Annotated in this window: 28 protein-coding genes; 5 read left to right on the forward strand and 23 right to left on the reverse strand. The window is 51.6% G+C overall.

Annotated elements, in window-relative coordinates:
- Positions 1-70 precede the first annotated feature (70 nt).
- The 5 genes from cah to ACMYUL_RS12555 all read right to left on the reverse strand — a co-directional run bounded on the left by cah (position 71) and on the right by ACMYUL_RS12555 (position 5,119).
- Positions 71-829 carry a carbonic anhydrase gene (cah, locus tag ACMYUL_RS12535; protein ID WP_415770924.1) on the reverse strand — a complete coding sequence of 253 codons (759 nt, stop codon included), beginning with the start codon at positions 827-829 and terminating at the stop codon, positions 71-73.
- Positions 830-1,145: 316 nt separating this feature from the next.
- Positions 1,146-1,877: a phosphoadenylyl-sulfate reductase gene (locus ACMYUL_RS12540; protein ID WP_311151769.1), complete on the reverse strand. Its 732-nt coding sequence runs from the start codon at positions 1,875-1,877 to the stop codon at positions 1,146-1,148.
- 129 nt (positions 1,878-2,006) lie between these two features.
- Complete coding sequence (dinB, locus tag ACMYUL_RS12545) at positions 2,007-3,065, reverse strand: DNA polymerase IV (RefSeq protein ID WP_070773734.1); 1,059 nt, start codon at positions 3,063-3,065, stop codon at positions 2,007-2,009.
- Between the two features lie 143 nt (positions 3,066-3,208).
- Positions 3,209-3,703, reverse strand: coding sequence for a hypothetical protein (locus ACMYUL_RS12550; protein WP_070514278.1), 495 nt, complete (start codon positions 3,701-3,703; stop codon positions 3,209-3,211).
- Between the two features lie 408 nt (positions 3,704-4,111).
- On the reverse strand, positions 4,112-5,119 hold the full coding sequence (locus tag ACMYUL_RS12555; protein ID WP_415770927.1) for an IS5 family transposase: 1,008 nt from the start codon (positions 5,117-5,119) through the stop codon (positions 4,112-4,114).
- Between ACMYUL_RS12555 and ACMYUL_RS12560 the strand changes: the two genes are divergently transcribed.
- From ACMYUL_RS12560 to ubiT, 4 genes are all read left to right on the forward strand, one after another.
- Positions 5,099-5,545, forward strand: coding sequence for a hypothetical protein (locus ACMYUL_RS12560; protein WP_415770929.1), 447 nt, complete (start codon positions 5,099-5,101; stop codon positions 5,543-5,545). The two genes, ACMYUL_RS12555 and ACMYUL_RS12560, sit on opposite strands and share 21 nt — an antisense overlap.
- 498 nt (positions 5,546-6,043) lie before the next feature.
- On the forward strand, positions 6,044-7,051 hold the full coding sequence (ubiU, locus tag ACMYUL_RS12565) for a ubiquinone anaerobic biosynthesis protein UbiU (RefSeq protein ID WP_415770931.1): 1,008 nt from the start codon (positions 6,044-6,046) through the stop codon (positions 7,049-7,051).
- A gap of 13 nt (positions 7,052-7,064) precedes the next feature.
- Positions 7,065-7,982: a U32 family peptidase gene (locus tag ACMYUL_RS12570; RefSeq protein ID WP_070514275.1), complete on the forward strand. Its 918-nt coding sequence runs from the start codon at positions 7,065-7,067 to the stop codon at positions 7,980-7,982.
- Positions 7,969-8,409 (forward strand): ubiquinone anaerobic biosynthesis accessory factor UbiT, encoded by a 441-nt coding sequence (ubiT, locus tag ACMYUL_RS12575; protein ID WP_070514274.1) that lies wholly within the window; start codon positions 7,969-7,971, stop codon positions 8,407-8,409. The genes ACMYUL_RS12570 and ubiT overlap by 14 nt, the downstream gene beginning before the upstream one ends.
- 317 nt (positions 8,410-8,726) lie before the next feature.
- On the opposite strand, the gene ACMYUL_RS12580 is transcribed toward ubiT, so the two are convergent.
- The 9 genes from ACMYUL_RS12580 to ACMYUL_RS12620 all read right to left on the reverse strand — a co-directional run bounded on the left by ACMYUL_RS12580 (position 8,727) and on the right by ACMYUL_RS12620 (position 18,868).
- Positions 8,727-10,178 carry an alanine/glycine:cation symporter family protein gene (locus tag ACMYUL_RS12580; RefSeq protein WP_070514273.1) on the reverse strand — a complete coding sequence of 484 codons (1,452 nt, stop codon included), beginning with the start codon at positions 10,176-10,178 and terminating at the stop codon, positions 8,727-8,729.
- A gap of 24 nt (positions 10,179-10,202) precedes the next feature.
- Positions 10,203-11,050 (reverse strand): IS630 family transposase gene (locus tag ACMYUL_RS12585; RefSeq protein ID WP_415769686.1). Its coding sequence is split into 2 segments (ribosomal slippage): positions 10,203-10,735 and positions 10,735-11,050, totalling 849 coding nucleotides; the frame shifts between segments, so codons are not numbered across the junction.
- A gap of 134 nt (positions 11,051-11,184) precedes the next feature.
- Positions 11,185-12,594, reverse strand: a complete 1,410-nt coding sequence (locus tag ACMYUL_RS12590) for an aldehyde dehydrogenase (RefSeq protein ID WP_415770934.1) — start codon at positions 12,592-12,594, stop codon at positions 11,185-11,187.
- Positions 12,595-12,666: 72 nt separating this feature from the next.
- Entirely contained in the window at positions 12,667-13,530 is an 864-nt protein-coding gene (gene dapA / locus ACMYUL_RS12595) for a 4-hydroxy-tetrahydrodipicolinate synthase (protein ID WP_016686763.1), read from the reverse strand.
- Positions 13,531-13,612: 82 nt separating this feature from the next.
- Entirely contained in the window at positions 13,613-14,860 is a 1,248-nt protein-coding gene (locus tag ACMYUL_RS12600) for an NAD(P)/FAD-dependent oxidoreductase (protein WP_070514271.1), read from the reverse strand.
- Positions 14,857-15,822: a proline racemase family protein gene (locus tag ACMYUL_RS12605; RefSeq protein WP_070514270.1), complete on the reverse strand. Its 966-nt coding sequence runs from the start codon at positions 15,820-15,822 to the stop codon at positions 14,857-14,859. Before ACMYUL_RS12605 ends, ACMYUL_RS12600 begins: the two co-directional genes overlap by 4 nt.
- A 169-nt stretch (positions 15,823-15,991) precedes the next feature.
- Positions 15,992-16,744: an AraC family transcriptional regulator gene (locus ACMYUL_RS12610; protein WP_070514269.1), complete on the reverse strand. Its 753-nt coding sequence runs from the start codon at positions 16,742-16,744 to the stop codon at positions 15,992-15,994.
- Positions 16,745-16,893: 149 nt separating this feature from the next.
- On the reverse strand, positions 16,894-17,139 hold the full coding sequence (locus ACMYUL_RS12615; RefSeq protein ID WP_246830440.1) for a hypothetical protein: 246 nt from the start codon (positions 17,137-17,139) through the stop codon (positions 16,894-16,896).
- Positions 17,140-17,155: 16 nt separating this feature from the next.
- Entirely contained in the window at positions 17,156-18,868 is a 1,713-nt protein-coding gene (locus ACMYUL_RS12620; RefSeq protein ID WP_070514268.1) for a proline--tRNA ligase, read from the reverse strand.
- A gap of 449 nt (positions 18,869-19,317) precedes the next feature.
- Between ACMYUL_RS12620 and fghA the strand changes: the two genes are divergently transcribed.
- Positions 19,318-20,166, forward strand: a complete 849-nt coding sequence (fghA, locus tag ACMYUL_RS12625) for an S-formylglutathione hydrolase (RefSeq protein ID WP_415770938.1) — start codon at positions 19,318-19,320, stop codon at positions 20,164-20,166.
- 224 nt (positions 20,167-20,390) lie between these two features.
- On the opposite strand, the gene ACMYUL_RS12630 is transcribed toward fghA, so the two are convergent.
- From ACMYUL_RS12630 to ACMYUL_RS12670, 9 genes are all read right to left on the reverse strand, one after another.
- Positions 20,391-21,230: a DUF4198 domain-containing protein gene (locus ACMYUL_RS12630; RefSeq protein WP_415770940.1), complete on the reverse strand. Its 840-nt coding sequence runs from the start codon at positions 21,228-21,230 to the stop codon at positions 20,391-20,393.
- A 220-nt stretch (positions 21,231-21,450) separates the two neighbouring features.
- The gene (locus ACMYUL_RS12635; protein ID WP_342032357.1) at positions 21,451-22,002 is read right to left on the reverse strand and encodes a hypothetical protein; all 552 of its coding nucleotides are present in this window, start codon (positions 22,000-22,002) and stop codon (positions 21,451-21,453) included.
- Between the two features lie 216 nt (positions 22,003-22,218).
- Complete coding sequence (gene kdsA / locus ACMYUL_RS12640) at positions 22,219-23,061, reverse strand: 3-deoxy-8-phosphooctulonate synthase (protein ID WP_415770943.1); 843 nt, start codon at positions 23,059-23,061, stop codon at positions 22,219-22,221.
- An 87-nt stretch (positions 23,062-23,148) separates the two neighbouring features.
- Complete coding sequence (gene panD / locus ACMYUL_RS12645) at positions 23,149-23,532, reverse strand: aspartate 1-decarboxylase (RefSeq protein ID WP_003767516.1); 384 nt, start codon at positions 23,530-23,532, stop codon at positions 23,149-23,151.
- A 237-nt stretch (positions 23,533-23,769) separates the two neighbouring features.
- Complete coding sequence (cutA, locus tag ACMYUL_RS12650; RefSeq protein ID WP_070514264.1) at positions 23,770-24,090, reverse strand: divalent-cation tolerance protein CutA; 321 nt, start codon at positions 24,088-24,090, stop codon at positions 23,770-23,772.
- A 10-nt stretch (positions 24,091-24,100) separates the two neighbouring features.
- Positions 24,101-24,400 carry a TonB family protein gene (locus ACMYUL_RS12655; protein ID WP_070514263.1) on the reverse strand — a complete coding sequence of 100 codons (300 nt, stop codon included), beginning with the start codon at positions 24,398-24,400 and terminating at the stop codon, positions 24,101-24,103.
- Between the two features lie 246 nt (positions 24,401-24,646).
- Entirely contained in the window at positions 24,647-25,315 is a 669-nt protein-coding gene (locus ACMYUL_RS12660) for an HAD family hydrolase (protein WP_070514262.1), read from the reverse strand.
- The gene (gene hda / locus ACMYUL_RS12665; protein WP_003763115.1) at positions 25,312-25,980 is read right to left on the reverse strand and encodes a DnaA regulatory inactivator Hda; all 669 of its coding nucleotides are present in this window, start codon (positions 25,978-25,980) and stop codon (positions 25,312-25,314) included. The genes ACMYUL_RS12660 and hda overlap by 4 nt, the downstream gene beginning before the upstream one ends.
- Positions 25,977-26,102 (reverse strand): hypothetical protein, encoded by a 126-nt coding sequence (locus ACMYUL_RS12670; RefSeq protein ID WP_016687171.1) that lies wholly within the window; start codon positions 26,100-26,102, stop codon positions 25,977-25,979. The genes hda and ACMYUL_RS12670 overlap by 4 nt, the downstream gene beginning before the upstream one ends.
- Positions 26,103-26,133 lie beyond the last annotated feature (31 nt).

Consider the following 26,133-nt stretch of genomic DNA (forward strand, 5'->3'; position numbering starts at 1 on the left):
TCATGTAAAAAGGTCGTCTGAAACCTAAATTTGGTTTTTCAGACGACCTTTTTGTTTACGGCTTTACCGTTTATTCGATGACAACGCGCGCATTAAGCGGCTGGACGGGGCGGCTGTTGTGCGAACCGATGGCGCGGGTGAATTTTTCTGCCTGCGCCTGGTCGATGTGGTCGTAGGTTTTCAATACCAGCCACGATACGCCTTCGCTGCACGGCGGCGTGGTCAGCGAACCGGCAAAGCGGTAGTAATTCAGCCGTTTCGGCAGCAGGGTGCCGGCGTCGAAGGCTTTGTCGAGGTTTACCTTTCCTTCTTTCATCGGCATCACGTTCCATATAGGCGCGAGGCGGTCGTTGGTTTTGCCGGCTTCGTACAATACTGCCAATACCAAAGGCTGGCGGTTTTCGTCTAGGTGGACGAAGTGGGCTTCCATCGGGAAGGTGCGGCCTTTGATTTGGTTTTCACTGGGGACGTGGAAATGGAATTGTTTCAGGGTGTAGGTGCGGCCGTTCACGGTCAGGGTATTGCCGCCTTCGGGATAATTGACCTGGATGGTATGGCCGTTGTTTTCCACATCAACCGCGCTCGGTTTGTAATTGACTTTGATGGCAGGCAGTCTGCCGGAGACGGTTTCGGTGATGTTGACGGGGGATTGGTTTTTGCCTGTGGAACACAAACGGAACTCTTCAGACAGGTTGCCCCAGCTTTCGGGGGAGTCGTGTCCTGTGTAGCCCCAATGGGTGTGGTTTCCATGTGCGGTAGCGGAGAATGCTGCGAAGGTGGACAGCAGGAAAACAGTCAGGCGAGGCAGAGTGAGGTTCAAGCAGGGCATTGCAATATCCTTTCTGTAAGGAGGAGGGAAAAAAGCATTGCGGTGCGTATGTAGATTATTGTTATTTTTTATTTAACCATAGCCATATTAAATCATTAGGTCAAGCCTTCTTGGGTTAATTCTGTTAAGGCTATGAAGTTAAGGCGAATTCATTTTTTAAAAAACGATATTGTCGTTTTGAAAATTGATAATAATTTGAAATAGAAAATGCCTATTTTTCATCCCTTAAAAATTTAAGGAAAGCCGACTTATGAAAAAGGTCGTCTGAAAACCTGAATTTGGGTTTCAGACGACCTTTTGCCTTGCCTGACAAGGGTTATTTGTGCAGCCCGCATTCTTTGCTGTCTTTGCTTTCCCACCACCAGCGTCCGGCGCGGATGTCTTCGTCTGCTTTGACGGGGCGGGTGCAGGGTTCGCAGCCTATGCTCGGGTAGCCTTGGAAATACAGGGCATTGAGCGGGACGTCGTAGGCTTGCGCGTATGCCCAGACGTCGTTTTCTTCCCAGTCGAAAATGGGGTTGAACTTGGCGATGTTGCGGCTGTGGTCAGTTTCTTCGAAATCCAATTCGCTGCGGGTGGCCGATTGGCTGCGGCGTTGTCCGGTCAGCCAGGCGGGGGCGTTTTTCAGGGCGCGGTTGAGCGGCTCGATTTTGCGGATGTGGCAGCAACGGCGGCGCAGCTCGACGCTGTCGTACATGGCGGTTGCGCCGAATTCCTGCTCAAACTGCCGCGCGCTTTCGGGGTCGGGGTGGAAAACTTCCAGCTCGGTTTGGTAGCGGACGTTGACGGCGGTAATCAGGGCGGCGGTTTCGGGATTGAGTTTGCCGGTGTCGAGGGTGATGATGCGCAGGGGGAGTTTCAGGCGGCAGATGGCGTCGGTAATGATCATGTCTTCGACGGCAAGGCTGGAGGCGAAGACGGCTTGCGGATAGCGGCGGGCGATGTGTTTGAGGCGGGTTTCGAGCGTGGCGGTCAACTCGGGCAGCCGGCGCCGTTCGGCTTCGCCTGTCATCGGGATGCGCCAAAGCTGGGGACGGAAGAGGGACATGGTTGGCTTGTTCCTTGTTTTTTGTTTTCAGACGACCTCTCTTGCGGCAAAGGGGTCGTCTGAAAGTTTGTACGGAACATTATTGTCGGGCGGTCTTGCGCGAAGGGGAAAGAATGCTTTTCTATTTCTTTATAACCAAAGCGATTGCTGCTGGTCTTTCGGCACGAGGTGGTTCACGCCTATGCCGATTAGGCGGAAAGCGTCTTCGCGCTGGGGCGGCACGCGCTGCATCAGGGTCTGCGCGGCGCAAAGCAGGGCGTCGGTGTCGGGCAGGACGGAAGAGTAGGTTAGGGAGCGGGTGATGATGCGGAAATCGTGGGTTTTCAGCTTGAGGGTTACGCCTTTGGCTTCGACGTTTTTGCGCGTGATTTGCCGCCACAGGTCTTCGGCAAGGTGGGGCAGGTGTCCGGCTGCCTGTTCGAGCGACAGGTCTTCGGGCAGGGTGATTTCGGTGGAGATTTGGAGGCGTTCTCGTTCGGCTTTGACGGGGCGTTCGTCCGTACCGCGCGCCAAATCATAGAGGCGGTAGCCGTAGCGACCAAAATGGTTTAAGAGTTCGCCGCGCTCGAAACGACGCAAATCGCCCGCCGTCTGCATACCTAACGACTGCATTTTTTTCAGCGTAACCTTGCCCACGCCGGGGATTTTGCCCAAGGGCAGGGTTTCCAAAAATGCCATGACTTTGTGCGGCGGCAGGACGAATTGCCCGTTCGGCTTGCGCCAGTCCGAAGCGATTTTCGCCAGAAATTTATTCGGCGCGATGCCTGCGGAAGCAGTCAGACCGGTTTCCGCAAAAATGGCGGCGCGGATTTCTTTGGCTACTTCGCTGGCGTAGGGGATATTTTTGAAATTGTGGGTCACATCAAGATAGGCTTCGTCCAGCGACAGGGGTTCGATTAAATCAGTATAGCGCCTGAATACGGCGTGAATCTGCGCGGAAACCTGACGGTACAAATCGAAATGCGGCGGCACATACACCGCTTGCGGACACAGCCTTTTCGCCGTCGCCACCGACATCGCAGAATGCAGCCCGAACTGCCGCGCCTCATACGATGCGGCGCAAATCACCGAACGCGCACCCTCCCACGCAACGACCACGGGCAGCCCTTTCAAATGCGGCTGCTCGCGCAGTTCTACCGATGCGTAGAACGCGTCCATGTCGATATGGATGATTTTGCGCTGGGACATTGAAGATGGTTGTGAAGAAAAAAGAAACGGGTATTTTAGCGGAAAACGATAGGGGAAGGTCGTCTGAAACGGCATTTGGTTTTCAGACGACCTTTGACCAGGGAAGAGAAGCGGGTTTTAAAGATTTGCCCGATGGCTTGAACTTACGCCGTTTCATGCGCCCATTGGGGCAGGGTGGTTTTTTGTTTGCAAAAGGCGAACAAACGCTGCCCATTGCACTTTTCAAACATCAGCTCTACGCCGCTTTGCAAACGCAAAATCAGGGCGGAAGGCGTATCTATTTTGATGAAGTCGATATGGTGTTGCACGAGTTTGGCAATGGCGGAATACAAATCAAGCTTGTCCGCATGCCTGAAAAACCAAGGATTTAAGCTTAACCAACGCCCACCGTTCAACGAGGCGCCGGGTTGGAAATCCGCACGGATTTGAGTCAGGCGGTCGTCTGAAAAATGCAGCTCGATATCGCCATACAGCCAAATATTCCAGCCCCTTTTTACCAAAAGCCCTTTAGGAACGCATTCGGGCGCAGGGAACATTTGCAGAATCATCTCCGCCGTCTGTCCGATTTCCAAATAATCAAATCGGCCTGTGGTCAGAAAGTCGTACATATCGACGGAAATCGGGAAATGGTAGCGCATGGTCGTTTCAGACGAGGTGTGAAATATGGGCTATCTTAGTTCAAAATACAAATGCAATCAATTCTTATTTTTATTTATTTGGCTCATTAAAAGAAATTTGTCGGACAGGCTGATCACTCAAAACAATATTAAGATATTGATAATGAGTTTTCCAATACGCAAATTTGCCATATGATTATCCGCGTTTCATCATCATTTATTCAGTTTATCAGCTATGGCATACATTTTTATATTTTTAGTCGGATGCTTCATTTTCATCCTGAGACCTTTGCAAAAAAGCCCTTTCCACCGGCAACCGAAACCCCAACACAGGTTTTCGGCTGTTTCCGCCCCAATCACTCCTGATTCTACCCAAATACCCCCTTAATCCTCCCCGGACGCCCCATAATCAGGCATCCGGGCCGCCTTTTAGGCGGCAACAGGCACACTTAGCCTGTTAGCCGCTTTCAACAGGTTCAAACACATCGCTTTCAGATGACTTTGCGCACTCACTTTGAGCAGACCAAAATAGGCTGCCCGGGCGTAGCGGAATTTACGGTGCAGCGTACCGAAGCTTTGTTCCACCACATAACGGGTCTTCGACAAATATCGGTTGCGTTTGGTTTGCGCTTCCGTCAGCGGACGGTTGCGGTGGGCTTTGCGCATAATGCCGTCCAGCAACTGATGCTCTTCCAGATGTTGTCGGTTTTCCGCACTGTCGTAGCCTTTATCGGCATAGACGGTTGTGTCTTTGGCTATTCCTTCCAGCAAAGGCAACAGATGGTTGCACTCATGGGTATTGGCGGGGGTAATGTGCAGTTTCTCGATATAGCCTTCCTCATCGGTGCGGGTATGTTGTTTGTAACCGAGTTTGTAGAGGCCGTTTTTCTTTGTCCAGCGGGCATCGCTGTCTTTACTCGGTGTGGTTTGTCCGCTGACTTGTCCTTCTTCATCAACTTCTATGGCCTGACGCTGTTTGCTGCCGGCGGTCTGAATAATGGTGGCATCAATGACGGCGGCGGATGCTTTCTCTACTTTTAGGTTTTTTTCGGTCAGTTGGCGGTTAATCAGTTCCAGCAATTCGGACAGGGTGTCGTCTTGCGCCAGCCAGTTGCGGTAGCGGCATAAGGTGCTGTAATCGGGGATGCTCAGTTCGTCAAAACGGCAAAACAGGTTGAAGTCGATGCGGGTGATGAGGCTGTGTTCGAGTTCGGGATCGGAGAGGCTGTGCCATTGTCCGAGTAGGACGGCTTTGAACATGGACAACAGGGGATAGGCGGGACGGCCGCGGTGGTCTCTAAGGTAACGGGTTCTTTGACGATTCAGGTACTGTTCGATCGGCTGCCAATCAATCACCTGATCCAACTTCAATAGTGGGAAGCGGTCGATGTGTTTGGCGATCATGGCTTGTGCGGTTTGTTGGAAGAAAGTGCTCATGAGAAATCCCCTAAATGTCTTGGTGGGAATTTAGGGGATTTTGGGGAATTTTGCAAAGGTCTCATCCTGATTGCCCGCAGAGTACGGCCAGCGCCTGAAATCATTTGGGAAAACGAACCGCTCACCTGCATCAGTCTCGGTAATTTATTGGATAACGAACGGATTTACTTCGGCAAAAACGAGATTTTTATTTGTGAAGGCAGTGAAATCAAAGCACGTCATCCTCTTCAAGATCTGATTTATTTGAGTAGGACGATGATGGCCCTTTTCGGTACTCATGTTTGGAGGCTGGAGTTTAGGGCGGACGGAAGTCAAGTTGCTTATCATTTTTATCCCAAAGCCGGCGGATTCGCTATTTTTTATAAACAACTGGTTCAAAATCATCCGCGTACCATTATGGACTGTTGGAGTGAATGGAGGAGATAGGCAGTTTGGGGCTGCAAATGAATATAGTGGATTAACTTTAAACCAGTACGGCGTTGCCTCGCCTTAGCTCAAAGAGAACGATTCTCTAAGGTGCTGAAGCACCAAGTGAATCGGTTCCGTACTATCTGTACTGTCTGCGGCTTCGTCGCCTTATCCTGATTTAAATTTAATCCACTATAATTTTAGCCTTAGGTGCGTTTATTTTCTTTGAGTACATAAAAGGTCGTCTGAAACCTGTTTCAGACGACCTTTTATTGTAAAAATCTATAAATTTAATAGATAATAACTAATCTCATATTATCAAGCTAGAAAAGATAACCCGCTGATTAGCTTGATATTTAATATAGTTAAATTATGTTAACTAAAACATACGCTATCCAAACCTGATTTCACAATTGATTTAAATCATAATATATTGTGTCCAAATCTCTAAAATACCCGAAATCATACTAGATATTGATTTTCGAATAACAAACTACAAGAGTCGAGGAACGCAAAATGCCGAAAATCCCTGAGTTGGTTTGTCCCGCCGGTAATCTGCCTGCTTTGAAGACGGCGGTGGACAATGGCGCGGACACGGTTTATATGGGGCTGAAAGATGCGACAAATGCGCGCAATTTTCCGGGGCTGAATTTCGATATGAAATCGGCGCAGGAAGGAGTGGCTTACGCACATGCGCGTGGCCGCAATGTGTTGATGGCAATCAATACTTTTGCCCAGGCGGGGCAAATCGAGCGGTGGCATCGGGCTGTCGATACGGCGGTGCAGCTGGGGGCGGACGCGATAATCGTCGCCGACCCTGCGATTATGGCTTATGCCGCCGAGCGTCATCCTGATTTGAGGCTGCACATGTCGGTGCAGGGTTCGGCGACCAATTATGAAGCCATCAATATAATGAAGGAGCTGTTTGGCATCCGCCGTGCCGTGCTGCCGCGCGTTTTGACGGTCGATCAGGTCAAGCATGTGATTGACAATACAGATGTGGAAATCGAAGTGTTCGGTTTCGGCAGCCTGTGCGTGATGGTGGAAGGCCGCTGCATCTTGTCGAGCTATGCGACGGGCGAATCGCCGAATATGCAAGGCGTGTGTTCGCCGGCGAAGGCGGTGCGCTGGGAGCAGTTGCCCGACCGCATGAACGTGCGGCTGAACCAGGTGTTAATCGACCAGTACAAACCGGACGAACCGGCAGGCTATCCGACCTTGTGCAAAGGCCGTTTTGAAGTCAATGACGAAACCTATTACGCGCTGGAAGAGCCGACCAGCCTGAATGTTTTGGAAATGTTGCCCGAACTCATCAAAATCGGTGTATCCGCCATCAAAATCGAAGGCCGCCAGCGCAGCCCGATGTACACGGCGCAGGTTACCAAATCGCTGCGGCAGGCTTTAGACGCGGCCGTTGCCGATCCGGTGCATTTCAAAGTCAATCCGGTGTGGAACAACGCGCTGAGCAAGATTTCGGAAGGGCATCAGACGACCTTGGGCGCATACAGCCGTCCGTGGAAATAAGGGAGGAGGAAAAATGAATCCGATGAAATTATCGTTGGGGCCGGTTTTGTTTTTCTGGCAGAAGGAAGCCTTGCTGGAATTTTACGCTGGCATACTGGATGCGCCGGTGGACACCATTTATCTGGGCGAAGTGGTGTGTTCGCGCCGCCAGAAAATGCGTTTTGCCGACTGGGTCAGCCTGGCGGAAGATTTGGCGGAAAGCGGCAAAGAGATTATTTTGTCGTCGCAGGTGCTGCTGGAAAGCGAATCCGATTTGAAACGCCTGCGCAAAATAACTGGGCAGGACAAATTCAAAGTCGAAGCCAACGACATGGGCGCGGTCAAATTGGCGCGCGAACACGGCATTCCGTTTGTCGTCGGCGCCAGCCTGAACATTTACAACGAAAGCACGCTGGCACTGTTCCAAAAACTGGGCGCATACCGCTGGATTGCGCCGTCTGAGTTGAGCCGCGACAAAGTTGCTGAAATCATCAAGGCTTCAGACGACATCGAAACGGAATTGTTTGCTTGGGGCAAAATGCCGCTTGCTTATTCGTCGCGCTGCTTTACCGCGCGGCATTACAACCTGAACAAAGACGGCTGCGAATTCCGCTGCTTGGATTACGAGCAAGGCATGGACATGAATACCCGCGAAGGCAAACCGTTTTTAACCATCAACGGCATCCAAACCATGTCTTACGGCTGCCAAAACCTGCTGCCGCACCATGAGGATTTGCGGCAAATCGGCGTGAACATGCTACGCCTGTCGCCGCAAATGTACGGCATGGTGGAAATCGTCCGTATCCACCGCGACGTATTGGACGGCAAAACCGCCCTGGCGGATGCGCTGCCCGAATTGGAAAGACTGACCACCGGCACGCTGGTGGACGGCTATTGGCACGGCCAGCCGGGTATCGAAGCCGTGAAGGAGGAATATTATGGCGTTGCCTGAAATCGTATTGCCCAAATGGGCGGGAAAAATCGGCGGAAAATTACCGGGCAGGCCACCGCGCTTCGCTTTGGTTTTTGCCCTCAACACCATGCTCAAACGCGGATTGCTGCCCGCCGACATGAGCCTGTTTGACGGCCGCACCTTTGAAATCGACGTATTGGACGCGGGCATCAAGGTGCGTTTCACTGCCAATGCCGAAAAATTCATCGACGCGGATTTCTTCGGTACGCCCGATTTGCGCCTTGCCGCCAACGGCATCGACTTTATGCGCATGATGATGCGCGAGGAAGACCCGGATACTTTGTTCTTCAACCGCAAACTGCAAATTGAAGGCGATACCGAGCTTGGGCTGATTACCAAAAACCTGCTCGACAGCGTGGACTGGCCGTTCGGAGATTGGTTTTTGAAGCGGCAGTTGTCCGACTGAACGCAGGGTTTCACATTTGGATTTGAAGTGCAAAGATTTTCCAAGCAGAAAGTCTAGTGCACATTAGTGGGAGCAGGGATCAAATGAAAATACCAATGAGCCGCTTTGACAGTATTTTTTGAAAGGGAAGGATTTCAGGCAAATTTATACATGTCCTGGTACACCATATACAGTAGTGCCGAACAACACACCCACATAAACGTTGTGTTATCCGGCACCAAATGAGGTACTTCTTAAACGGGTTTGCTCAATTAAATTAGATGTTGCACTTAAAATCCAGATCTTCTACTTTGATCATCTATCGTAACGGAGCAAACTTAGTGCCTATCATGTTGTTGCATATGTTCCATCCAGAATTCGGCATTCTCAATCCCTGCTACACGCGGGTCGAACACCGGATCAAGGCCGGCTTGTTTCTGGCAGTCGTAATCATGCAGCGCACGTAAGGCGGGTTTACTGAGAAATACAATGGCAATAAGGTTGAGATAACACATACTGCCGAAGCCTATATCACCCAAGCCCCACATCAGGCTGGCGGACTGTACGCTACCGATAAATACGACCGCTAAAAACACCACCCGCAGAATCATACTGAGTATCGGGTATTTCAGCTTTTGGTCGAGATAAAGCAGCGCAGTTTCGGCGATGTAGTAATAAGCCAGCAGGCAGGTGAAAGCGAAGAAGAAGATACCGACCGCCACAAATGCGCCGCCGAAATCGCCGAACACAGTACCCAATGCAGCCTGCGTGTAAGCAGAGCCGGCTTCCACGCCGGGAATATTTTCCACAAGCGGCGTTTCCATGCCGTTCGGATGCACGTTATACATACCGGTAATCAGAATCATGATAGCAGTCGAGGTACAGACAATCACGGTATCGATATACACCGAAAAGCCTTGCACCAAACCTTGTTTCACGGGATGGCTTACTTCAGCGGCAGCTGAGCTGAACGTCGCTTCTCCCGCACCGGCTACATTAGAGAACACGGCACGTCGTACACCCCAGGAAATCGCGCTGCCTACAATTCCGCCAAATACCGCGTCTGTGCCAAATGCGCTACCTATAATCAGGTTTAAAGTTTCGGGAATTTTCGAGGCGTGGTTTACCAATACAATCAACATCAGACCGACATAACCCACAGCCATCAGAGGGATAATGCGGTCAGCGGCACGGGCGATGCGTTTGGTGCCGCCGAAAATCAGAAACGCCAATATCATGGAAACTGCAGCACCGGTGCTCCATGTAGGCAGTGCGAAGGCGGTTTCAAACGAGGTGGCAATGGTATTGGCTTGAATGCCCGGCACCAACACGCCGTAGCTCAGAAAAATCACTACGGCCACCAGCACGGCAAAGGCTTTCATCTTTAAGCCGCGCTCAATGTAGTAAGGTGAACCGCCGCGGTATTCCGTACCGACTTTGGTTTTATAAATCTGAGCCAAAGTGGATTCTACAAACGCGCTGGCGCCGCCCAACAGCGCCATCACAATCATCCAAAATACAGAACCCGGACCGCCCGCGGCAATGGCGGTCGCTACGCCGGCGATATTTCCGACACCAATACGCCCCGAAAGCGACATACAGAATGCCTGAAACGAAGAAATCCCCGCACCTGATTCCTGCTTTTCTTTCAGCAGGCGGATCATTTCGGGCAAATAGCGAAATTGCACTCCTTTAGTAATAACGGTGAAATACAGACCGACGGCCAAAGCCAGGTAAACCAAGCCGTTGCCCCAGATATAATCCACCAGCGTACTGACAATCTTTTCCATCTCTTCTCCTTTGCGGTTTTATAGTCAATTAAAATTAAAATAGGACAGTAACGCATCGTCAAATCGGGCGTAATCAGACAATACGGTTCGCAGATACCGCTTAATATTCGCCCACACCTTCTCAATCGGGTTGAGCTCAGGTGAATAAGGTGCAAGAGGCAATACCTTATGTCCCCATTTTTCCGCCATTTCCCGTAAGACACCCATACGGTGAAATCGCGCATTATCTAAAATAATCACCGATTTTTGAGTCAATGCGGGCAGTAGGCATTGCTGAAACCACGCTTCAAAAAAGACTCCGGTCATCGTATTTTGATAAACCATCGGAGCAATCAGCCGGTTGCCGACTTGTGCGGACACCAGAGATAAGCGTCGGTATCTTTTTCCACTTATCTGCGCTTTCACTATTTGCCCTTTCGGGCTGCGGGCATAGGGACGGAACAGGTAGCGGTCAAATCCTGTTTCATCCAAATAAACACGTTGGTAGTCGGAAAATTCGGCCAGCTGTGTCAAATAATGCGTTACTTTGGCCGGGTCTTGTTCTTTGTAAGTGGTGGTCTTTTTTTGCGCGTCATCCCCATCTGTTTGAGTGCATAGCAAACGGCGGCTGGCGTACAATCAAAATGTTTGGCGATTTCATGCAGATAGGCATCCGGGTGTTGCCCAACATATTGAGCCAGTTTTTGCCTATCCAATTTGACGGCATTTAGACCGGTAACTTGATGTTTTAGGCTGCCTGTTTGTTTTTTAAGGCGAATCCACAGGTAAAGCGTGTTTCTTGACAAGTTAAACGTCGCTGCGGTTTGGCTGATGTTTTTGCATTGTTCGTAATAGTTTAAAGCTTTGTTTCTTAAGTCCGCAGAGTATGCCATGGTTAGACCTTAAAAGTTGAGTATTGTACTATTTTATTTTTAATTGACTATATGTTGTTATCTAAGGTCGTCTGAAAAAAGGTTTACGCTTGATAAGAGCTGCCAGTTTCAGACGACCTGAGCTTTATTTTGTGTTATTCCATAAACCAAATGGTTTTTGCCTGCGTGTATTGCTCAAACGCTTCCACTCCTTTGTCGCGACCGCCGAAGCCGGATTGTTTGTAGCCGCCGAACGGCGTGGCAATACTGCCTTCCGAAAAACCGTTTACCGATACCGTACCTACCTGAATTTTGCGGGCAACACGGTGGGCGCGGCTTACATTGGATGTGTAGAACGAAGCCGCCAGTCCGTAATCCGATTGGTTCGCCAAACGGACGGCTTCTTCTTCGCTGCTGAATGTGGTTACTGCAAGCACCGGGCCGAAAATTTCTTCTTTAAACACAGTCATATCCGCAGTTACACCGTCAATAATCGCCGGCTCGAAATACCAGCCGTCACCGGTTTTGCCGCCGGTGATCAGTTTGCCGCCCTCTTTCAGGGCAGTATCGAAATAACGGCACACCTTATCAAAATGAGCTTCTTCCACCATCGGGCCGAGGTTGGTTTCAGGCAGGCGTGGATCACCGACTTTCCAGCCCTGCTTGAGGTCGTCTGAAAGTTTGGCCAGCAGGGTATCTTTGATGCTTGCTTCTACAATCAGGCGCGAACCGCAGCTGCAGTTTTCGCCCATATTCCAGAAGGCGGCGGCTAAAATCGACGGCACCGCTTTATCGATATCCGCATCGGCAAACACGATTTGCGGGCTTTTACCGCCACATTCCAAGACGATTTCTTTCAGGTTGCTTTGCGCCGAATATTCCAAGAAATAGCGGCCGACTTCGGTAGAGCCGGTAAAGGCCACCATGTCCACATCCTTATGCATGCCTAAAGCCTTGCCGACTGTTTCACCCAAACCGCAAACCAGCGTCAGCACCGCTTCGGGTATACCAGCTTCATGAGCCAACTGCACCATGCGGTAGGCACTCAGCGAAGTCAGTTCGGCAGGTTTCACAATCACCGAATTGCCCGCCGCCAAAGCAGGTGCCACTTTCCATGCAAACATCTGCGCAGGGAAGTTCCACGGCAACACTACGCCGACCACGCCGACCGGCTCATGTACAATCAAACCCAGTGCGTCGTTGCCGGTGGGGGCGACGCGGCCAAAGGCTTTATCCACATATTCAGCATAGAAATAAAAGGTCTCAATGGTGGCGGGCATATCGGTGTTGATGCACTCGCTGATGGGCTTGCCCGCGTCGATACAGTCCAACGCTGCCAGCTCTTCGGCGTGTTCTTCAATCAACTGCGTCCAACGCAGCAGTACGGCACGTTTTTCAGATGGGCTTTTGCCTGCCCAAAGGTCGTCTGAAAACGCAGAACGCGCGGCACGCACGGCGGCATCTATATCCTGTTCGCTCCCGTCGGCGATGTAGCCGATTAGGGAATTATCGATGGGGGTGCGGTTTTCCAGCTTTCTGCCTGAATCGGCATGGTTAGGAATCAAATGTCCTGCTCACAGGTTGCCTGCTTTGGCGGCATCGAAGATTTGTTCAACGGTTTTCATACGGCAGCTCCTTCATTTCAACAAAGCCGTAAATTCAGCGGCTTCCTGCGCGGTCAGGTTATGCAGCGGCAGGCGCACTTTGCCGGCGGGCTTGGTGCCGTTTAAGCAACCGATTTTGGCTTTTTGGTTGTAGTCGCCCGATTCCATCGAATGCAGGGCGGGATAGAGGTCAGTCAGAATCTGGCGTGCTTTGTCCCAATCTTGGGCTTGGGCTGCGTTAAACAGGGCAACCTGCTCACCGGGGAAAACGTTAGCCGCGCCAGCAATCCAGCTTTTTACGCCCCAGAAGAAGAAATCCAAAGGTTGGTCGTCGCAGCCGCACACCACTTGGAAATTATCGAATTTCGCCTGAATCATACGCAGCGCATTGGAGAAATTGCCGGTGCTTTCTTTGATTCCGACGATGTTGGGATGCTTCGCCAAATGCGCTACGGTATCGAATTCGAGTTCTACACCGATGCGCGCAGGGAAGTTGTAGAGAATAATCGGCAAGTCGGTTTTAGACGCCACATATTCAAAATGTTCGATGATGCCTTGTTGCGATGGCAGGCTGTATGGCGGTGCCGACAGCATCAGGCCGTCGTAGCCTAATTCTTTAGCGCGGATGGCGCGTTGCGCAGCCACTTCGCTCGACATATCGCTGACACCTGCAATCAGCGTACAGCGGCCGGCAGCGGCCTTTACGATGGTGTTCAATACGGTTTCGCGCTCGGCTTCCGACAAGGCGTAATACTCGCCTGTGGTACCGCAGGCTACGATGCCGCGCACGCCTTTAGCAATAAACGCGTCCACCAACTCGGCAAGCAACGCGGTGTCCACTTGATTGTCGGCGGTAAACGGGGTAACGATGGGAACTAAAATACCTTCGATATTCATATGTTTCTCCTCTTGAAATTAATCGTGATTTGGTTTGATTAAAACGTTGTTGCAAAAAAAATGCAGATTTGGTTTGTTCGCTTCAGAAACGGTTAAAACGGTAAGGACTTAAATCGATTGCAGGCTGTTCGCCGAAATACAGGGCTTTCACCAGTTTTGCGGTCAACGGCGCTTGGGTCAGTCCCAAATGCTGGTGCCCGAACGCCAGCAAAATGTTTTCTTTGCGGTCGATTACCGGTAAAGAATCGGCAATCGAAGGGCGGAACCCCATCCACGGCACGGCGTCTTGCCGGTTCAGACGACCTTTGAGCATAGGTTCTGCCAAGCGAAAGAGCTGCTCCGCCCGTTCCATATTCGGCGGTGCATCCAGCCCGGCAAACTCCACCGTACCGGCCAGGCGCAAGCCTGCGTTCATGGGCGTCATGATGAATTTGCGCTCGAAGCTGCTTACAGGCACGTTCAAAATATTTTGGCTCTGAGGCAGCATCAGGTGGTAACCGCGTTCCGTATCAAGCGGAATGTCGCTGCCGCACAGCTTTTTCAGCCACGGCTTGGAAAACGCTCCCGCAGCAATCACTACGCGCTTGGCTTCAAACGCTTTTCCGCCGCTGCTGATGCGGAACAGGTCGTCTGAAAATAATTGGATGTCGGAAACGTCGGTATGTTCACTTATCGTGCCGCCCGCCTGCACGAAAGCGTGCTGCAAATCCGCCGCCATGCCCGCCAAATCAACCACATGGCCGGTATCGGGGTAAAACAGCGCGCCGAGTTGCGTATCGGCAAGAACCGGTTCGCGCTCGTGTAGGCTGGATTGGTCGAGCCATTCGTTGACTACGCCCAATTCATTTAACGCCCTGCCGTGCTTTTGCAACGCCACCTGCCCACTTTTGGTTTCGCAAACCAGCAGCGAGCCGTCGATGCAAATATGCCGCTCCACACCCCATTCCTGTGCAAATGCGCGCCATGCAGGCAAAGCACGACTATTGAGCGCCATCAGTGCGCGGTGGCTACGTTGGAAACGTTCGGGTGTGAGATTGCGCAGCAGGTTGAACAACCACGGTGTGATTTTCGGCAGGTATTTCCAGTCCAGTCTCAACGGGCCGAGCGGGTCGAGCAACATTTTCGGCAGCTGCTTGAGCACCTCGGGTGATGCAATCGGGAATACCTGCTCGGTGGCGATATGTCCGGCATTGCCGTAAGACGCGCCGCCGCAAACAGTATCGCGTTCCAACAACAGTACGCTTTCGCCACAGCGCTGCAATTCCAGTGCGATACTCAAGCCGACGATGCCGCCGCCGATCACGGTCGCAGAAAAAACTTGGCCGCTCATGATGTTTCGATTCCGTAGCGGAACGGATCATCCGCGTTTACAAAAATCTCTGATGCCGCATGAATGTGCGCTTCTCCTTTGATGGTCGGTATGATCAGACGCTCCGAATGCAGGTCGTCTGAAAGTGTTTCATAAGAAGCAGCAAAGCGGCTGCCGATTACGCTTTCCTGCACCCACTCTTTTTCAGGTGACCACACGCCGTCTGCAGCCAAACAGGCCATCTTCGCACTGGTGCCTGTGCCGCAAGGCGAGCGGTCGTAGGCTTTGCCCGGGCAAAGCACAAAGCTGCGGCTGTCTGCAGTATCAGTTTTACCGAAAAGCTCGATGTGGTCGATTTCCTGCCCGTCTTTGCCTGTGATGCCCTGAGCGTTCAGTGCGGTGCGGATGCGCCATGAAACATCGGTCAGTTGCTCCAGATTGTCGGGCGCGATGGTGCAGCCGTGGTTGTTCACCAAGAAAAACCAGTTGCCGCCCCAAGCAATATCGCCGGTGATGCTGCCGATGCCTGCCACGTCAAGCGACACGTCTTTACGGTAACGGTAAGACGGCACGTTTCGCACGCTCACCGAGCCGTCTTCATGCAGCGTGCAGCGTACATTGCCTACCGGCGTTTCAATGGTGTGCGTGCCTACATCAATACGTTTAAGATGTTGAAGTGTTTTAATCAAACCGATGGTGCCGTGGCCGCACATACCTAAATAGCCGCTATTGTTGAAGAAAATCACGCCGGCGGCAGAAGCAGGGTCTTGCGGCTTGCACAACAACGCCCCAACCAAAACTTCCGAACCGCGCGGCTCCAAAATCAACGCGCGGCGCAGATGGTCGAAACGATTGGCAAAATTGGCACACTGCTCTTGCAGGCTGCTGCCGGAAAGCTCGGGGAATCCGCCGTAAACCACACGGGTCGGCTCGCCGCCGGTGTGGGAATCAATCACGGAAAAAGTATATTCGGTATTCGGCATAGCAAAATCCTATCGCTAAAAAACTTTCGTTAACCTTACAAAACCGCCGCGGCCGTCGTCTTGATGAATTTCCCGTTTTTTGTGCAGAAATGTGCATACTCAAGCAAAGCCAAAACAGAAATGCCTGTCTGAAACACTATTTTCAGACAGGCATTTCTACACTTCGCTGTTATCTTGATTTCTTAAATTCAGACGGCGCCAAGCCCACCAAAGCCTTAAACTGCCGAGTGAATGCACTGTGATCGGAATAGCCGCAACGGACGGAAATTTCCGTTACCGACAAGCCCGTTTCCAGCATTGCCATCGCCGCTTCGATGCGCACTTTTTGGATGTATTGCGAAGGTGTGATGTGGAAAATCTTTTTGAAATAACGCTCGATTTGGGCGGTAGAAAGGCGCGAAACGGCTTCCAGGTCTTTCATCTTGATGCTTTGGTCGAAATGGCCGGCAATGTATTTTTCAAGCAACGCGATTTTTTTATTCAACTCGGGACGGTTGCTGTCATTGGTTTCCACATCGACAGACACGCCGAGCATGGCAATAATTTCACCTAAAGGATTGCGCACCGGCATTTTATGCGTGATACACCAGCCCAGTTCGCCGGAAGCATACGTGTGCAGCTCCAGCCTGTTGCTGATGATTTTTCCATTACTCAGCACTTCCTTGTCCTGTTGCGTATAACTCTGTCCCCATTCAGACTGAAACAAGTTTTCAGATGTTTTTCCGATCAAAGCCGCCATATCGGGTAATTGCAAACGATGCAGTAGGGTATCGTTGGCATAGACATACTCTGCTTTCGTGTTTTTTACAAAAAACACTGTACTGGGCAACACTTGCAATACAGGTGCAAACATGTGCAGACTGCGGATAAGGTCATCCACATTTTCCGGACAAACTGAAAGAGGGAGGGGGATGAAAGGCATGGTTGTTGATATCCGTGAAAGTTACAATAATATAGTGGATTAAATTTAAATCAGAACAAGGCGACGAAGCCGCAGACAGTACAGATAGTACGGCAAGGCGAGGCAACGCCGTACTGGTTTAAAGTTAATCCACTATAAAATATCTCGAATCATTGCAGGTATACATCTAAATACACTTTGAACATACGCGAAGCCAAAGCTGCCGTCCAGCTTGAATTTTCAGATTCATTAGTAGCGCCGCCCATCTTTTTCATAAAAATAGCAGAGGTGGTAAAAACATACTTGACTAAATAATCATGTGTTTTCCTGATTTTTACTGCTGATTTTGATTTCAAAATAAAGAAGGTCGTCTGAAACCTGTTTCCAGTTTTCAGACGACCTTCTTTCACCTGCATCCGTTTTAAACCGTCATCAGTCTTTCAATGCAGCCAATACTTTGCCGGCGATTTCATTCAGGCTTACGGTTTCTGCCTGATTGTCGCGGCGTTCGGCGTATTCGACATTGCCTTCTTTCAAGGCGCGGTCGCCGATGACGATGCGGTGCGGGATGCCGAGAAGCTCGGAGTCGTTCAACAATACACCTGCGCGTTCGTCGCGGTCGTCGAGGAGGACGTCCGCGCCTACTGCCAGCAGTTCGGCGTAGATTTTGTCGGCGGCTTCGCGCACGGTGTCTGATTTTTTGTAGTTCATCGGTACGATAACGACTTCAAACGGTGCCATCGCTTTGGTCCAGATGATGCCTTTTTCGTCGTTGTTCTGCTCGATGGCGGCGGCAACGACGCGGGTGATGCCGATGCCGTAGCAGCCCATTTCCATGATTTGCGATTTGCCGTTGTTGTCGAGGAAGCTTACGTTCATGGCTTGGGTGTATTTGTCGCGCAACTGGAAGACGTGTCCGACTTCAATGCCGCGCGCCAGTTTCAGACGACCTTGTCCGTCGGGGCTTTCGTCGCCTTCGACGACGTTGCGCAAATCGACAAACTCAGGCTCGGCAGCGTCGCGGCCGAAGTTGAAGCCGGTATAGTGGTAGTCGTCTTCGTTCGCACCGATAACCCAGTCTGCGCCTTTTTCGGTGGCGAAATCGGCATAGATTTTGCCAGTGAAGCCAACAGGGCCGAGCGAGCCGCCGTTTGCGCCGAACTGCGCACGGATGGCGGCAGGGTCTGCCATGGTCAGCGGCGATTTCACGCCTGCGAGTTTTTCGGCTTTGATGTCGTTAAACTCATGGTCGCCGCGCAACAGCAATAAGACGATTTCGCCTTCGTTTTCGCCTTCGACCACGATGGATTTCAGTGTTTTTTCAATCGGAATGCTGAGGAAATCAACCAATGAATCAATGGTTTTAACGTTCGGCGTGTGTACTTTGGCCAGCTCTACCTGAGCAGCCGCACGTTCGCCTTTGAGCGGCAAGGTCGGTGCCAGCTCGATATTGGCGGCGTAATCGGAAGTGTCGCTGTACGCAATGACATCTTCGCCGCTTTCCGCCAACACTTGAAACTCGTGCGAACCGGTACCGCCAATGCTGCCGGTGTCTGCGGCGACGGGGCGGAATTCCAAGCCCAGACGGGTGAAAATGCGGCAGTAAGCGTCGTACATGGCATCATAGGTCGTCTGAAGCGAGGCGTAGTCGGCATGGAAGGAATAAGCGTCTTTCATGACGAACTCGCGCGCGCGCATCACGCCGAAGCGCGGGCGCACTTCGTCGCGGAATTTGGTTTGGATGTGGTAAAAGTTTTTCGGCAGCTGTTTGTAGCTGTTGATTTCTTTGCGCACGATGTCGGCGATGACTTCCTCGCAGGTCGGGCCCATGCAGAAATCGCGGTCGTGGCGGTCTTTCAGGCGCAGCAGTTCTTTACCGTAAAATTCCCAGCGGCCGGATTCCTGCCACAGTTCGGCAGGCTGCACCACCGGCATCAGCAACTCCACGCTGCCCGCGCGCGCCATTTCTTCGCGCACGACGTTTTCAACTTTGCGCAACACGCGCAGCCCCATCGGCATCCAAGTATAAAGGCCGGACGCGTTGGCTTTAATCAGACCGGCGCGAATCATCAGCTTGTGGCTGGCAAGCGCGGCTTCGGCAGGGGCTTCTTTCAGGGTGGAAATGAAAAATTGGCTGGCTTTCATGGTGTGTTTTTCTGTGTAAAAAAGTAAGCGCATATTGTAACGCGAAAGGCAGGGGGATTGAAGTTTTTCCCCATAGGGAGACAGCCGCTGCCTTGCTTATTCAGTCAACTCATTTGACATTTATCGGGCGTGTCAATCACTTTTTATACACAATCTCGCATTGGCTTGTTTTGCTTATAGATTTTTCCCATAAAGACTTTGAAATTTTTTATTTTTATAACCAATTGATTTTATTGTATTTTATTTGACTATTTTTTAAGCACCGAAAGGCTTGGGTTGTTCCAAAAGCAAAAATTCCGATTACCCAAAGCTTATCAACAAACTTATCCACAGAGTTTGTGTATAGATTAGTGTCGTCTGAAACCATACCGTTCGATAGGTTTTTAAAAGCCCGTAACGCGGTCTTTCTGTTAAGATGATGCCTTCGCTTTTTTCACGCCATACTATCTATGTCCGCACACGAATTACACCTGCTTTCACGCGCCAAAATGTTCAACGGCCATCAAGAACAATACCGCTGCTTTTCCGAAACCTGCCAAACCGATATGACCTTCGGCATCTACCTTCCGCCGCAGGTATTGAAAGGCTATCCCGCGCCGGTTTTGTATTTCTTGTCGGGACTGCACGGCGACGGCTCGGAACTGATACGCCAAACCGGCATCCAGCGTTTCGCCGCGCAATGGAACATCATCGTCGTTTTCCCCGACACCTCGCCGCGCGACAGCCATATTAGCGACAGCGCGAACGAATTTATCGGACAGGGCGCGGGATTTTACGTCGATGCAGCCGAACAGCCGTGGGCGGCGCATTATCAGATGTACAGCCATATCAGCCGCGAACTGCCCGATTGGGTGGAACGGCATTTCCCCGCCACCCAAGAACGCAGCATCGCAGGTTTCAGCATGGGCGGACACGGCGCGCTTTCCATCGCCCTGAAAAACCCCAGCCGCTATGTCGCCGTTTCCGCGTTTGCACCCTTGTGCCATCCGACCGCCAGCCGGGGTGGGAAGCAGGCGTTTGCCGCCTATCTGGGCGCGGAATCGGAGGCTTGGCAGGCTTACGACAGCGCATCGCTCGTTCAGACGACCTCACGCAAGCTGCCGATACTCATCGACCAAGGCAGCATTGATCCGCTGTTCCCCGACGAATTACAACCCGAAGCCTTCGTCAATGCCGCCCGCGCCAACGGCTTTAACGTGCAATATAAAGTCCGCCCCGGCTACGGACACGATTATTTCTTCATCGCCAGCTTTATCGACTCGCATATCGAGTTTCACGCTGAGGCATTGGGCTTGTAAATCCGCCACTTATAGTGGATTAACTTTAAACCAGTACGGCGTTACCTCGCCTTAGCTCAAAGAGAACGATTCTCTAAGGTGCTGAAGCACCAAGTGAATCGGTTCCGTACTATCTGTACTGTCTGCGGCTTCGTCGCCTTGTCCTGATTTAAATTTAATCCACTATATAAAGAAAGGTCGTCTGAAAACCTTTTCAGACGACCTTTTTGATCTTTTACACTCAATTAGTGTTGATGATGATGGTGTTCATGCCGTTCAGCCGCGCGTTTCGTTCCGACGGGCATAATCAGCGTTGCATAGGCATTGTCTTGTTGGCAAACACTTCTATCGGTATAATCCGCCTGATGGGCGGCTTTGATTTTCCACAAACCTTCAATCAAAGGAATCACGTTGACGACGCCGTCTTTATCCGTTTTCCCTGAAAAACCTTGCGGCTCGCGGTGGTCGTGTGTCGCCGCCAAGTCCATTTCCGCCAGCGTATCCGAGCTTGCCGTTACCGTCGCTTTTGCCAACGGTTTGCCTTTATAAAGCACTTTAACCGGCAACAGACCGCCCACCTTGACTTCATTCGGATTTTTCAGCGGCACCAGTTCCAATTCATGACCGACCGGACGGGTCAATACGCTTTCATCCAAGCCTGCGCCACCCACTTGCAAAAACGCTTTGCCGAACATCTGAGCCTGTTCGCAATAAGTCGCGCCGGGCAGGTCTTTCAAGGTTTTCTGTTTCCAGCCTTCACTGTTTTGCGACCAGAACGTCGGTTTGTACACCGCGCCGACCCAATAAGAGCCGTCTTTCAGGCGGGATTTGGAAACATATTGGTAATTTTCGCCTTTATTCGTCAAATCAACGGTTTTTCCGGATTTGTCCGTCAATTGCAGCGGTTTGAAAATGTGCACGCGGTCGTCGGCGATTTTTTCGACATTCGGGAAATCATGGCTGTAACCCAAATCCGCTTTCAACGTACTGCCCGAATCTAAACGCACCGGAGCCGACACCCACAAATCATGCGCCTGCGCCGCCATGCTCAAGCCTAATGCGCCAAGTATCCATAATTTTTTCATGTTTCTTCCTCAAATTTGATTGTTTACGGTTCAAAAGCCAACGGAAAGCCCGAAAAGCAAGGCAACCTTACTCTTTTTATTTCGAAATGTAAATATTATTGATGATTGTTTATAGTTACAAAGAACTATAAATTCTTAAGGAGACAACAGAAAACAGAAAGGTCGTCTGAAAACCTTGAAATTAGGTTTTCAGACGACCTTTCTGTATTGGGAAGATGGATTATTGCGCTTCCAGTTTTTTCAGCAGATCAGGCATGGCTTCTTCGTTGTACCGGTAATAGCGGACGCTGTCCGTACCTTCTTTATTGGTCATTTCCAATACGTTGGGTTTGCCATCAAGCATCAACACAAGCGGGACTTTGAAGCTGACGGTTTTGCCGATTTCGTCAGGTTTTTGTTCGGGCGCGCCATTGTTGCGGCTGACGGTGTAGTTGGTGACGGTTTGGCGGAATTCTTGTCTCCAGCGGCTGAATTTCCATTTGAAGTCTTGGGTGATGGTAGTCGTATCGCCGGAATTTGCTTGGAAATGAATCAGGTCGCGGCCGGTACCGTCGGGGCGCATCAGGCTGGCGTTGAGCAGGGAACCGTCAGCGTTTTTACTGGTGTTGCCCCACATGCCGAACAAGTCTTTGCGTTTGACTTTTTTGGCGGCAACGAGCTGGTTGGGTTCGGTAACATGCAGACCCGGCACATAAGCCGTTTCTGCTACGGCGGCAGAAGTCAGGGTTAAGGTGAACGCGGCGGCGCCAAGTAGGGTTTTCCATGTTTTCATATTGTTTTCCTTATATGTAATGAGCAGTTGAAGAATCGGGCGTATGCGGCAAATCCGGTTTCAGGGTTTTCGCGTTTTACCCACAATGTTGATGGTTTGCATATTGACTATTTTATATCGAAAAATCGATTGAAATACAAAATGGCCTGACCGTCAGTTTACACAAGGTAAACCGACGATTCAATTTTCAGACGACCTTTCGTTTGCCACGCCGCGTTAACGGATGTCCATAGGCGCGAAGGATTTGACGGTTTCGTCCACGGCTTTGACGCGGGTCAGGAAGTCTTCCAGTTGGGCAAGCGGCAGGGCGCTGGGGCCGTCGCATTTGGCTTGGTCGGGGTTGGGGTGTGATTCGAGGAAGAGGCCTGCGAGGCGGGTTGCCATGCCGGCGAGTGCCAGATCCAACACCTGCGCGCGCCGTCCGCCGGATGCGGCTGCACCAGATTCGCGGGTTTGCAGGGAGTGGGTGACGTCGAAGATGACGGGCAGGCCGCCGCAGGTTTTTTTCATGACGCCGAAGCCGAGCATATCGACGACGAGGTTATCGTAGCCGAAGTTGGCGCCGCGTTCGCACAGTATGATTTGTTCGTTGCCTGCTTCTTGGAATTTTTCGACGATGTTTTTCATCTGCGAGGGGCTGAGGAACTGGGGTTTTTTGATGTTGATGACGTTGCCGGTTTTTGCCATGGCGACGACGAGGTCGGTTTGGCGGGCGAGGAAGGCGGGCAGTTGGATGACGTCGCAGACTTCGGCGACGGGGGCGCATTGGTAGGGTTCGTGGACGTCGGTGATGACGGGTACGTCAAATTCGCGTTTGACGGCTTGGAAGATTTTCATGCCTTCGTCCAAGCCGACGCCGCGGAAGGAGTGGATGGAGGAGCGGTTGGCTTTGTCGAAGGAGGCTTTGAAGACGTAGGGGATGCCGAGTTTGTCGGTCACTTTGACGTATTGTTCGCAGGCTTTGAGGGTGGAGTCGAGGTCTTCTAAAACGTTGATGCCGCCGAACAGGGTAAAGGGGAGGTCGTTGCCGACGGTGAGGTTGTTGATGCGGATGTTCATGATGATGGGGCTTTCTCGAAGGTCGTCTGAAAATGGCTGAAAGGTCGTCTGAAAGCGGATTTTACGGTTTCAGACGACCTTTGTGTTTTATAGGACAGTGTGCGGCGGCTCGTAGGAGAGGATGTCGCGGATTTTGTTGTGTTCGTCCACAAGGACGACTTTGGGTTCGTGCGCGGCGATTTCGGGTTCGGACAGCATGACGTAGGACATGATGATGACGATGTCGCCTTTTTGGACGAGCCGTGCGGCGGCGCCGTTGAGGCAGACGACGCCGCTGCCGCGTTCGCCGGGAATGGTGTAGGTTTCGAAGCGTTCGCCGTTGTTGTTGTTGACGATGGCGACTTTTTCGTTGACGAGGATGCCTGCGGCGTCGAGCAGGTCTTGGTCTATGGTGATGCTGCCGACGTAGTTAAGGTCGGCTTCGGTAACGGTGGCGCGGTGTATCTTGCCGCCGAGCATGGTGCGGAACATGGGTTTCCTTTTGGTTTGGGATTGCGGATGCAGACGTATAGTGGATTAAATTTAAATCAGGACAAGGCGACGAAGCCGCAGACAGTACAGATAGTACGGCAAGGCGAGGCAACGCCGTACTGGTTGAAAGTTAATCCACTATAAGGTCGTCTGAAAATCAAAAGCCGTCATTATAGTGGACTTCCCTGTAAATTCATAATGATGCTTGAGCGTTTTTCAGACGGCGCGGCTGTTTTATCAACCTAAACTCCGCTTCAGCCAGCGCAAATAGGGGGCGTATCCGCGCGATACGTTTTGCATCAGGATTTGCGGGCATTCGTAGCTGTGGTTGGCGATGATGGTTTTTTGGATTTCGCGGTAGCAGTGGCGCGAGGTTTTGATGGTGATGCGGATTTCGTCGTCGCGGCAGATTTCGCCGTTCCAAAGATATTGGCTGGTGATGGCTTCGTATTGCACGCAGGCGGCAAGTTGCTTTTCCAGCAACAGGCCGCCGATTTTTTCGGCTTCTTCGCGGGTCGGGGCGGTGGTGGTAACAATGACGGGTTTGAATGCGGACATTTCAGACGACCTATTGGTTTTTAAACTCGATGGTTCCTTTATATTTCACCCAGTATCCGGCGGCTTTGTATTTGTCTTTTTTGGCGGTTGCCACGGCTGTTTCGTCGAGCCCTTCATATCCGCTGGATTCGAGGATGCTGACTTCTACGGCTTTGCCTTCGGGGGAAACCAAGATGGACAGTTTGACGGGTTTGATGGGTTGCGCGGGATCTTCGGATGCGGGGGCGTATTCTGCCGGGTTGACGGTTTGCGCGGTTGCGGGTAGGACGAAGGCAAGCAGCAGGGTGGGGATGATGGCGCGGATGGACATATTGTTTTCCTTATTTGTAGATTTGTAGCGGGTTTAGGGGGTTGTTTTTGATTTGTTTTCAGACGACCTTTTGTTTTTCGCGGGCGAAGCCCACGCTACGGGGTTGTGCTATTTTCAGACGACCTTTGTTTTTCGTGGGCGAGGCCCACGCTACGGGATTGCGCTATTTTCAGACGACCTTTGTTTTTCGTGGGCACAGCCCACGCTACGATATTGCGCCCGTTTGGGCGGCGGGTGCGGTTTTGCTTATTTGAAGTTCAATATCGGCCAACCTTTTGCTTTGGCTTCTTGTTCCAGCTCGGCATCGGGATTGACGGCGACGGGTTCGTTGACGAGGCGCAGCAGCGGCAGGTCGTTTTTGGAGTCGCTGTAAAAATAGGTTTTGCCGTAGCTTTCGAGCGTTTCGCCGCGTTCGGCAAGCCATTGGTTCAGGCGGGTGATTTTGCCTTCTTTGAGACTGGGCGTGCCGATGTAGTTGCCGGTGTAGCGGCCGTCGGCACCGGTTTCGAGTTGGGTGCCGATGATGTTGGTGATGCCGAAAAGGTGGCAGATGGGGGTGATGATGAACTCGTTGGTCGAGGAGATGACGAGGGTTTCGTCGCCGGCCATTTGGTGGCTCTGCACCAGCATACGCTGCATGGGCGAGATGTGGGGCGTGATGAACTCCGCCATAAATTCGCGGTGAAATTCCGCCAGCTCTTCTTTGCTGTAACGGGCGAGCGGGGCGAGGTGGAATTTGAGGAAGGCGTCGATGTCGAGGGAGCCGTTTTGGTAGTCGCGGTAGAATTTTTCGTTTTGCGCTTCGGTTTCGGCAGCATCAACCAGCCCTTTTTTGATGAGGTATTGCGGCCAAGAGTGGTCGGAATCGGTGTTGATGAGGGTGTTGTCGAGGTCGAAGATGGCGAGGTTTTTCATTGGGTTTCCTGTTGTTTCAAAAGCTGGCGCAAAAGCGGCAGGGTGATGCGTTTGCCCATAGTAACGGCGTAGTTGTCCAGCGTGTCGAGCATCTGCATCAGGCTGTCCATGTCGCGCCGCCAGTGGTTGAGCAGGTATTCGAAGATTTCGGGGTCTATGGTAACTTGACGAGCCGCCGCCATGCTGACGAGCGCGTCGATTTTTTCTTGATCGGTCAGGGGTTTGACTTCGTAAACGAGGCAGTACGCCATGCGGGTGCGCAAGTCTTCGCGAATGACGAGCTGTTGGGGCGTGTGTTCGGAGCTTAACAGCAGAAAGCCTTTGCCGCTGTTGCGGAAGCGGTTGAATACGGCAAAAAGGAGGGCTTGTTCTTCGTTGCCCAGTTTTTCGATTTGGTCGATGGCGAGGTATTCGGCCTCAAAGGCAGCTTCGGTCAGTGGTGTGGCGGCGGCGTCGATATAGACGGCTTTTTTCCCCGCGTCGAGCGCTTGGGCGACCCACGCGCGCAGCAGGTGGCTTTTGCCCGCGCCTTCTTCGCCCCAGACATAGATAAACGGGTCGTGTTTATGCTGTAACACATAGACCAGTTCGGCATTTTCCGTTCCGAGGAATTTGTCGAAACCGGGATAGCCGCGTTCGGCGAAGTCGAAAATAAGCTGGTTCACAAAGGCATACCGGATGGGTTGGAATCGGGTTTATTGTACGTTGTTTTGTCAGGGCGCATCAAGGCGCAGGGTCGTCTGAAAAAGGGGCGCGCGACATGGGTTTCATATACAATGGCGGACATTTGGCGACGCGTCTGTTTTCAGACGACCCCT

This window comes from Neisseria sp. CP9 (assembly GCF_047758525.1).
GTDB lineage: Bacteria > Pseudomonadota > Gammaproteobacteria > Burkholderiales > Neisseriaceae > Neisseria.